This window comes from Rheinheimera sp. (assembly GCF_020217005.1).
GTDB lineage: Bacteria > Pseudomonadota > Gammaproteobacteria > Enterobacterales > Alteromonadaceae > Pararheinheimera.
In genome coordinates this window covers 1-10,000 of the sequence record NZ_JAIWOI010000376.1, presented here as the reverse complement: position 1 = coordinate 10,000, position 10,000 = coordinate 1, and the positions used below count along the sequence as shown (strand labels likewise).

Sequence of the window (10,000 nt, the reverse complement as noted above, 5' to 3'; positions counted from 1 at the left end):
GCTGCCTGGTCCGTACCAGGCGTAAAAACCTACACAAACAAAAGCAAGCGCTAAACCTGGTAGCAAACCTGCAAGTGATTTTCCAAGCCAGTCTGGCTGGATCCCTTTAGCGTGGTTCGCCATAGTCTGAGCGCTCCTTTTTTAGCAGTGTGGCTAACGGCAGTAAGATGCAGCAAAGCATCAACAACATTGTGCAAAAAAATACTGTGGCGGACAGCGACAATTGAATGGCTGCCACAGCAATGCCAGCCACAAAAAACAAAACAGATGTTATGCGCCACTTTTTTGAGATTGGCTTTCTAAACATTCGCTGATGTTTGTTAGTTGCATAACTAACAGCGATAGCCAACATCAATAAAAAGATAGTAAGTAACAAATACATTTTCACTCTATCCCTACCTATACGGGACACAACACTACCACTAATGATAATCATTTTCAATTGCATTTGGGTGAATTGTATGATAATTTCTATTGGCTTTTATAGCGGTGGATGAATAGTAGAATTACAAACATTCAAAATAGGAATTAACATAATGGGTAATGCCGCAATAAAAAGAACACTGCTGGCCCAGTGTTTACTGATTGCCTTTTCTAGTACTTCACTTCATATACACGCGGAAGAAAAAAAAGAAGAAAACGCGCGTAAATCAATTGAAGTGATCGTAGTTACTGGTGAAAAAACTGAGCGGTCAGTAAAAGATACTGCATCGTCAGTATCTGTAATCAACCAAGCACTATTAGATAGCGGTCAATTGGTATCAATGTCTGATGCGTTAACTGATGTATCCAACGTTGTAGTATTAACTGGTGCAGTACCAGATATCCGAGGGGTTTCTGGTAATGGTTCTGCAACTGGCTTTAATTCTTTTACCGGTGGAGCCAGAGCCAGGGTTAGTACACTTGTTGATGGTGTAACTCAACCTTTTGTGGCTGATTTAACCGGCGACACTGGCTTGTGGGATATAGAACAGGTCGAAGTATTTCGCGGTCCACAATCTACCAGCAATGGTCGTAACAGTATTGGCGGTGCTGTGTATGTAAATACCAAAGATCCGACAATGGATTGGGAAGGTGCCGTTCGTTTAGGATACCGAAATCAGGAAAACTTCTTTGACAGTGCCGCGGTCATGTCTGGTCCGGTGATAGACGATCAGCTGGCATTTCGTATTGCCAGTCAATGGATTGATGGCGAAACCTACTCCAACCCAAAGAGTTATTCAACAAACCCTACACAAAAAATTTATGACACACTGGATACCAGTAACACTAGAGCGAAATTACTATGGACCCCGAAACAGCTAACAGATTTCAAAGCCTTGTTCAGCTACCAACATTATCAGGAAGAAGGTAACGCAGGCCGTTTGTACTTTAATGCAAAAGACCCTGAAGCACATGAGCCTTTATTCCAGCGATATCTCACTACTGAGTCTGACACAAGCAGTCTGAAACTTGACTATAAGCTGTCGGAGTTATTTTCATTACAGACTTTGGTTGCCTTTATGGACTATCAGTGGGGAGCTGAAGGATATGAAGCAACGCAAGCAGCTGAATCTGACGTGTTGATGGATCAAACTGAACTGACGTTTGATACGAAGTTAGACTATGGCTCAGCTTCGTCGACGTATTCAGGTTTCTTCGGCGTGGCTTACTTTAAACGTGAGCAAGATTTTAAGAGTGTGGGTGCGACTAACTATTTCGGCGATGACGAAAGCCATTCCAAAGCTGCTTATGGAGAGGCTACAGTGCGTTTAAATGACTTCTGGAGCTTGATTTCAGGAGTCCGGGTTGAACGCGAACAGCAGCAACGTGATTTCAATCTGCTGATGCGAGGTGCATGGGTAAATGCTGTGTTAGATCAAAACAAAACTTTTACTCTGCCAAAACTGGTGTTGCAATACAAACTGGCTGAACATACCACATTATCTGCCAGTGCCAGACAAGGCTATAATGCAGGTGGCGGAGCATTCAACAGTGTAACTAGTGCTTACTATTACTATGATTCAGAAAGTGTAGACACCTATGAACTGAGTTCTCGCAGTGTATTGAATGGCGGTAACACCAGTATTAGTGCCAACCTGTTTTATAATGATTTCAGTGATTATCAGGCGCTTAGTAGCACCCGCACTATTACAAATATTGATCAGGCGCACAGTTATGGTTTGGAACTGGAAGCCTACACTATGTTCGGCAACAACTGGCAAGTACATAGCAGCCTTGGATTCTTGCATTCGAAAATCGACCAAGCACCAACGGGTTTTGAACAAGCAGTTGGTAATGAGCTTAATTCTGCACCGTCTTTTAACGGTAGCCTCGGACTCAGTTACTGGCTGAACGAACAGTGGAAACTGGACGTTAGCAGCAATTATGTTGGTGAATTTTATGGTGATTTAAACAATACCCAAGAACGCACCGCCGGTGATTATGTGCTGACTCGTGCCTCAGTAAATTACAGTTCAGAGGCTTGGATGGTCAGTGCTTTTGTGAACAATGCTTTTGACGAACATGGTTTGACAACCCGGGATCCTGCAAGCACCACCTATCCAAATGGTTATGTTGCTATGGTGAACCCACGCACTGTGGGAGCCTCGGCGACCTACAGTTTCTGATAATCTAATGATGTTTAAGTCATTTCGACGTTAGTTATACAAAACCAGAGCAGCGTATTATGTGCTCTGGTTTTTCTGGGGATTACTTAACCTAAATAGTCAAAATAAAGCAAAACCAGTTCCCATACTTTCATGTTCACTTTAATTGACCCAAACTCTTTAGCTGTGATGATGAGCGCCAAGTCTAAGAGACTCTCAGTTGAAATCTGTTTACGAGGTCCTGAAGTTGCTCTGCCAATTTTGCCAACTGATGACTGGTTGCTGCTGTTTGTTCTGCACCTGAACTCGTTTGGGTCGCTATATCACTAATACTTACAATCTTCCGGTTTATATCTTCTGCAACCGCGGCCTGCTCTTCAGTCGCTGAAGCGATCTGCATATTTTTGTCATTCATACCATGTATCCCTTCCAGCACCCCTGACAAGATGGTTCCGGTCTCTGCCACTTTCTCTCGTCCGTTATGAGCTAAAGTGAGACTCAGGTGCATTGCATTAGATGCATTCAAAGCATTATTCTGCAAAGCCTCAATCATTTGTTGTATGTCGCCTGTAGACTGTGCCGTGCGCTGCGCTAAAGTGCGTACTTCATCTGCCACCACAGCAAAACCACGCCCCTGGTCACCCGCCCTGGCGGCTTCAATGGCCGCATTCAGGGCCAACAAGTTGGTTTGTTCAGCGATGCCACGGATCACATCAAGCACCGAGGTGATAGAAGTACTATCGCGCTTTACACTTTCAATCACACCGGAGGTCTCTTCGACTTGAGTGGTTAACTGCTGGATCAGGCTTATTGTTTCTTCAAGTTTCGACTGGCCACTAGTGGCACCAGATTGTACAACCTCAGATAACAACACAGCTTCAGCGGTACTACTGGCCACATCGCGCACAGTCGCCGCCATTTCGTGCATAGCTGTTGCCACCAGTTCGGTGTCTAACTGTTGCCGCTGCACGCCTTTGCTCGTCTCTATAGTCACAGCTGATGATTGCTCTGCAGCAGTGGCAACCTGAATGGTCGCCTCACCAATCTCACTGATGACTTTCTGTAGCTCTACAGCCATGGCGTTTGTACTTAGAGCGATTTGCCCAAATTCATCTTTTGAGCTGTAAAGACAGCGAGCGGTAAGATTACGCTCAGCCAAGGCCCGAATGGTTCCATCCACACTTTTTACGGCAAAGGTTATATTACGTACCGACACCAAAGCGATAAAAAACACCACAGCAGCTATGGCTAAAGTGAGAATAGACAAGCCCCACAGATGAGTGAGTGCTTGCTGTTTCAGCACATCGGCTCTCTCTGTAATATCGGCATTGAGCAGTTTTTCAAACTCTGCCATGTCCGTGAGTCTTTTGGTTGCGATGTCAAACCATACACCATCGTCAACATTCAAAGGCGCTTCTAGAGGAGCAGTAAAAGCCAACTGCTGTAGTTTTTCGACCTCCGAAAAACTCTGCTGAAACACAAGTTTTTTCCAATCATCAAGGCGCCCGGCAGACAATAATCGGGTAAAGTTTTCCATTAACGCATTGTAGGCGCCGAAGTTATCACTGTATTTTGTTAACAAATCACTGTTAAAACTTCCTCTGCTAAATACTAAGCCTAATAGTGCACGATCTCTGCCCGCCCGCTCTTTCATCTCAATAAACTGATTTAAAGTGGCAAGTTCTCTGGCCATATCACGATGAGGTACGTCAGCCTCTAATTGGTGATTGACCGCAATCATGGATTTTATAAGGTTGGTATAACGCTCCGCAGATTCAGTATTACTGATGATCAGTGAGTCAATCAGACGACGTAACTCACGCACACTGTCTAATTGCTGCTTCAAAGATAGCAATTCTGGTTGGTTTAATGCAGCCACTATCTGCAGCATCTCATCAGATTGAACACGCAATTGCTTCAGCCGATCGCCGAAACGCTGACCTTTGCTTGCCAAATAAACACCACTGGCCCCGCGCTCAGCCTGTAAAGCACTGATTAAAGAGTTCATCCTGACTGAAGTGGTTATAGATGAGGACACATAGTTAGCCATCTGCTGCTGTGACCAGCTCGCAACCAGGCGATCGCCCAGCAACCAAAGCACTGCGCATACTGGGAATACTAATAATAAGCTGAGCTTTTGACGTAGAGTCAAATCACGAATAAAGGAAGCCATAGGGTATACCTCTTGGTAGAAATTACCGCTATTTTAGGTAAAAAATACCAGAACCCCCAGAAAACAAAAGGCCTACCTCTCTGGGATAATTAACTACCTCCTTTGCTCTCTTTGTTTATCAATAAAACATGACTAACGCCTACAACTTCTAGACTACTTTTGAATAACTCTGCTGCCCCTGCGCAAGATAAAAATCAAAGCAAGCGCATATGCTGCGAACCCAAAGACGCCCCTTATCTGTAACCCGCAGATGACCTGCACTAACGTGAACAAGACCATCACTGATAAAGGGCTTCAGTTTTTGCATCGCGTCGGCAAAATACAACATAAAATCTTTGACGGACCATTTTGTACAAAATGCTTTTAGGTCCAGTTCAAAATGACAAATCAGCTGGCTAATCAACTCAGCCCGGATCTTGTCATCAAGGTTTAAGCAAAATCCTTTTTCAACCGGAATAGCATTGGATGTAATAGCTGCATAATACTCAGGCAATTCTTTGGTATTTTGCCAAAGCACACCGTTCACCTGGCTGATGCTAGATACACCCAAACCAACCAAGGCATCCTGTCCAGAGGTGGTATATCCCTGAAAATTACGCTGTAGCTGACCAGACTTTTGAGCTTGGGCCAGGCTATCGTGAGGTTTAGCGAAATGATCCATTCCTATAAACTGATAACCAGCTTCGACAAATCTATTAATAGCGATTTGCATCAGTTCAAGCTTCAATGGGGCGTCTGGCAAACTGCTTTGTGGGATTTTGCGCTGTGATGCAAAGCGATCAGGAAGATGAGCGTAACTGAACAAGGAAATACGGTCAGGGTCCAGACGCACTATTTCCTCAACAGTTTCTGCGAAACTGTTGGTCTGCTGATGAGGGAGTCCATAGATAATATCGAGATTCACCGACTCAAACCCAAGCTCTTTACTTAATTTCACCTGACGACGTATCAGATCAACATCCTGCACTCTGTTGATGGCAATCTGCACTTTTTCATCAAGATCCTGAACGCCAAAACTTACACGGTTAAAACCTAAGGCTTTCAGATGAGCAAGTTTTTCATCACTACAGCTACGTGGATCTATTTCGATACTGATTTCTGCATCTTGATTTAAAGCAAAATGACGATGGATAAGACGCATCAAGCGACTCAATTGCTGTTCAGTGAGAAAAGTAGGTGTACCGCCACCCAAATGGACCTGATTGATCAATCTCCCCTTAAGTAGAGGTGAATACATTTCCATTTCTTTCTCAAGTGCGTCCAGATAATCGTCAGCTTTATTTTGGTGACGGGTGATGACTTTGTTACAACCGCAGTAATAACAGAGCTTGTGACAAAACGGCAGATGAATGTACAAGCTCAATTCTGACAAACTGGCTGACAGTGTTTTATAAATCATCTGGTGCGAAAAACTTTTGTCCATCGCAAGAGCTGTTGGATAGGAGGTATAGCGCGGACCGTTAATATTGTATTTGGCTATTAACTCAGGATCCCACAACAACGTATTCATGCTTACCTCGGCCCAGGAATGCTTTCGGTGATGCTGCAAACCGCGACCACCGGAAAAAACTACTTTATTGCTTATTCTAACAAGCTAACCTGATAGGCTTGGAAATCATTGCGGGTACCTCCTCGTAACATTAGAGGTATAAACGAGTTTAAATCGGCTTTTATAGCAGGCAAAAAAACGGTAGCTAGCCATTTTGTAGCCACTCAGCACGGTCTACCATTTGATGTATTAGGTAGTTTTCAGAATGCACACTATAGAATTGCACCAATTTAGTTCGCAAAAACGCTGTACGCTTTGTTTTGGTGCAGTTTATGATAGCCCGACTTGCTTCCAACAGACCAGATTCACCAATGACTCCAGACACCTTGCTGCAACGACTGCTGCGTCAATTCGGGTTATATCACCCTCACGAACAACGCTTGTCGGCCATTACGTTGCAACAGCGTTTAAAAGTAGTGTGCGCTGCATTTGTCGCGCTTGGTCTGGTCGCTCAGGTAAGTAGTCTGCTATTGGCCGGCAGCAGCTATACCCTATTACTTGCGTCAATGGGGGCTTCGGCCGTACTGTTATTTGGCATACCAAACAGCCCGTTGGCCAGACCATGGGTATTTCTGGCTGGCCATCTGTTCCCTGCAGCCATTGGCCTTGCATGCAGTCACCTGTTTAACAGTTTTCCACTGATGGCAGCGACCACCATTGCTGTGGTGTTATTTGTAATGTACCTGCTTGAGTGCATGCATCCACCAGGAGGTGCTACAGCGCTGGTCCCGGTGATCGCCACCACAGCAGGGCCTGCGCCTGGATTGGAATTCCTTTTTTATCCGGTAGGCCTTAATCTGTTGGTGATGCTAAGTTGCGCGCTATTTCTACAGCGCTACTGGCTTAAAGCAAAGACAACATCTGAGGGGCCTGGCGCACCAGCAACAGCAGACGCCAAGCCGCTAGACAGGTTGCAGCTGCAGCACAGCGACTTAGCAGCGGCAATCAATAGCCTCGATCGGGTGCTGGATATTAACGAAACTGATTTATTGCAACTGTACCATAGAGCGCAACAGCATGCGTTTAGCCGCCACTCGCAACTGTTGTGTCGCGATATTATGGCAAAAGATTTATTAACCATAACATCAGAAACACCATTGCAAACAGCCTGGCAACTGCTGCGTCGCCACAAGGTTAGTATGCTGCCCGTAATCGATCAGCAGCGGCAACTGGTAGGCATATTTACCCTGGTGGATGTAGTGAAAGACTTGACCGAATCTGATCTGTTCTCGTTCAGAACACAGATCCTCAGTTGGTTCAAACCACAGTCTGATTCTGCGCGAGCTACAGTTGGAGATTGGATGAATCGTAAGCTGGTAACAGTCAAAGAGACAGACCATATCGCGGCGCTGATTCCTTTGCTTGCACATAACGGTTTGCATCAGGTGCCAGTACTCAATGCCGCTCAGCAACTCTGTGGCATTATCACCCAATCTGATTTACTGGCTACATTGGTTCAGCAACAACCTCTGCGGCAAGCTATGTAACATCCTAGGCGACAAGCGGTCTAACAAGCTGATTACCCATAAAGTGGTAGTAACGACAACGAATTGATTTGAATCAATTTTCTGCTGGCAACAAGTATTAGACTCGATAATCAATCTTGTTTGCTGGAATTAACTATGAAACATATTAGTGACAACAAGCCTCTTGTCTATGCTTGTTCTGGTTGTTCAAACGTTGCACAACTTGCAAATGATTTAGCCCTGATACTCAACAGGAAAAATCTGGCGGAAATGTCTTCTATTGCTGGTATTGGAGGCAATATCACAGAGTTGGTAAAAACAGCACAATCGGGAAGAGCTATATTAGCTATTGATGGCTGCCCACTAAATTGCGTAAAACAATGCCTTGCGACAATAAATGTAGTTCCAACCTGGCATATCGAATTAACAATGTTTGGCTTAAAAAAGCGTGCCCATGATGACTATCTAGTAACAGACGCATACGACATACTTGAATTGTTCCCACGCGAAATTGTGACTCAAGACATTCGCGTCATTGATTAGAGCCACACACAGGACAATTTGGATCCTTAGCCAACTTAAATTGACGCCACTGGCCGTGAAAGGCGTCAAAAAGCTGAAGAACCCCAAATGACGGAGATCCGACAGACGCGAGTATTTTTACTACTTCCAGTGCCTGAACCGCACCTATAACACCAACTACCGGGCTCAAAATACCAGCCTCCATACAAGTCAACTGCTGTTCTGTAAACTGAAGACTCAGACATTGATAACAAGGCATATCATCGTGCATATTAAAGCACACTACCTGACCTTCAAAACGAATGGCAGCTCCAGAAACCAGCGGCACGCGAGCCTTAAAACAAGCTTCATTTATCGCATTTCTCGTAAGTAAATTATCTGTACAGTCCAGTACCAACGAATAACCACCAACAAGTTTAGAAAGCTCTTCTGCATCCAGCCTTCTGCAGAGCGCCTCAATTTCTATTTCAGAATTGAGCTCACGCAGAGCCATGCAAGCACGTTGCGCCTTGAGCGAACCCACATCACTTTCCCGATATAGGATCTGTCTTTGTAAGTTAGTCCGGTCGATCAGATCATCATCGACCAGAGTGATGTGCCCTATACCACTGGCGACAAGATAAGGAGCTGCTGCGCACCCAAGCCCTCCCATCCCCACCACCAATACCCTTGATGAGAGTAAAGCCTCCTGACCACGAAAGTCCATGGCAGGCAGCATCAAATGCCGACTGTAGCGTAAAGCTTCAGTTGTACTCAACTCAGCAGTGTCGCGGGATTTTTTTGTCATGTTGTTACCACTTTATTTGCGTCAATGATGATTATTTCAACCCGAGTCGTTGAGCTAGTTTATGCAAATTACTGGGGTCTAAATCCAGTTGGCGAGCAGCCTGGGACCAACTTCCATTATTTTTATCCACAGCTTGTCGAATAAGCGATTTCTGTATTTGCTCAACGCCTTGCCTTAATGTGACATGACTTAACTCGTCAACTCTATAGTTCTCAGAGTCTGGAAGATTCTGCATACCGTCAAAAATATCCAACAGGTCTGGTTCTATAGTAACAATGTCTGAACGTTGGGCGCCGCGGCTTAAAGCCTTTATAGCAGCTCTGCTAATGACGTGTTCAAGCTCTCTGATATTTCCGGGCCAGCTGTAATTGATAAGCCCGAGTTCTGCCGACGCAGACAACCGCAGAGCCCTCATTCCCAATCGACTTCGGTTTAGTTCGAGAAAATGACCGGCAAGTAATGGAATGTCGTCCTGTCGCTCTCTGAGCGGAGGAATAGGTAAAGGATAGACAGACAATCGATGGTATAAGTCAGCTCTGAATTCCCCCATTTTCACTTGTTGATGCAAATCCCTGTTAGTCGCGGCCACAATCCGCACGTTGACCTGACGCTGTTTGTCACTACCTAAGCGCTGAATCTCACCGTTTTGTAAAACCCGTAATAACTTTGCCTGTATAGACAGTGGTAATTCTCCAACCTCATCGAGAAATAAAGTGCCCTCATCAGCAGCCTCAAACCGTCCCATCCGCTCACCATGAGCTCCGGAAAATGCACCTCTGACATGCCCAAATAACTCGGTTTCGGCCAGGCTTTCTGGCAATGCTGCGCAGTTTACATACACCATAGGTTTATTTCTTCTGGACGAGCACCGATGTAAATGTCTGGCAAAAAGCTCCTTCCCAACGCCGGTTTCGC

The 10,000-nt window shown here is 45.1% G+C and carries 7 protein-coding genes; 3 read left to right on the top strand and 4 right to left on the bottom strand.

The features are described 5' to 3' along the window. Positions 1-536: 536 nt before the first annotated feature. Positions 537-2,609 (top strand): TonB-dependent receptor, encoded by a 2,073-nt coding sequence (locus LDL40_RS18660; protein ID WP_300997003.1) that lies wholly within the window; start codon positions 537-539, stop codon positions 2,607-2,609. Between the two features lie 184 nt (positions 2,610-2,793). On the opposite strand, the gene LDL40_RS18655 is transcribed toward LDL40_RS18660, so the two are convergent. Next, a complete protein-coding gene (locus LDL40_RS18655) occupies positions 2,794-4,761 on the bottom strand; it encodes a methyl-accepting chemotaxis protein (protein WP_300997002.1) in 1,968 nt (655 codons plus the stop codon). A gap of 148 nt (positions 4,762-4,909) precedes the next feature. Beyond that, entirely contained in the window at positions 4,910-6,271 is a 1,362-nt protein-coding gene (hemN, locus tag LDL40_RS18650; protein ID WP_300997001.1) for an oxygen-independent coproporphyrinogen III oxidase, read from the bottom strand. 350 nt (positions 6,272-6,621) lie between these two features. Between hemN and LDL40_RS18645 the strand changes: the two genes are divergently transcribed. Then, a complete protein-coding gene (locus LDL40_RS18645) occupies positions 6,622-7,797 on the top strand; it encodes an HPP family protein (protein ID WP_300997000.1) in 1,176 nt (391 codons plus the stop codon). A 135-nt stretch (positions 7,798-7,932) separates the two neighbouring features. Beyond that, positions 7,933-8,319, top strand: a complete 387-nt coding sequence (locus LDL40_RS18640; protein WP_300996999.1) for a putative zinc-binding protein — start codon at positions 7,933-7,935, stop codon at positions 8,317-8,319. Here LDL40_RS18640 and LDL40_RS18635 read toward each other — a convergent pair. Together LDL40_RS18635 and LDL40_RS18630 are read right to left on the bottom strand one after the other, a co-directional pair. Next, positions 8,309-9,085, bottom strand: coding sequence for a molybdopterin-synthase adenylyltransferase MoeB (locus LDL40_RS18635; protein ID WP_300996998.1), 777 nt, complete (start codon positions 9,083-9,085; stop codon positions 8,309-8,311). The two genes, LDL40_RS18640 and LDL40_RS18635, sit on opposite strands and share 11 nt — an antisense overlap. 31 nt (positions 9,086-9,116) lie before the next feature. Continuing rightward, positions 9,117-10,000 (bottom strand): sigma 54-interacting transcriptional regulator (locus LDL40_RS18630; protein ID WP_300996997.1); only part of this gene is annotated, 884 nt, incomplete at its 5' end.

Bases quoted from the DNA above. Each gene is read 5' to 3' on its own strand.
- hemN (WP_300997001.1), bottom strand. From the start codon at position 6,271: ATGAATACGTTGTTGTGGGATCCTGAGTTAATAGCCAAATACAATATT.
- LDL40_RS18660 (WP_300997003.1), top strand. From the start codon at position 537: ATGGGTAATGCCGCAATAAAAAGAACACTGCTGGCCCAGTGTTTACTG.
- LDL40_RS18635 (WP_300996998.1), bottom strand. From the start codon at position 9,085: ATGACAAAAAAATCCCGCGACACTGCTGAGTTGAGTACAACTGAAGCT.
- LDL40_RS18655 (WP_300997002.1), bottom strand. From the start codon at position 4,761: ATGGCTTCCTTTATTCGTGATTTGACTCTACGTCAAAAGCTCAGCTTA.
- LDL40_RS18645 (WP_300997000.1), top strand. From the start codon at position 6,622: ATGACTCCAGACACCTTGCTGCAACGACTGCTGCGTCAATTCGGGTTA.
- LDL40_RS18640 (WP_300996999.1), top strand. From the start codon at position 7,933: ATGAAACATATTAGTGACAACAAGCCTCTTGTCTATGCTTGTTCTGGT.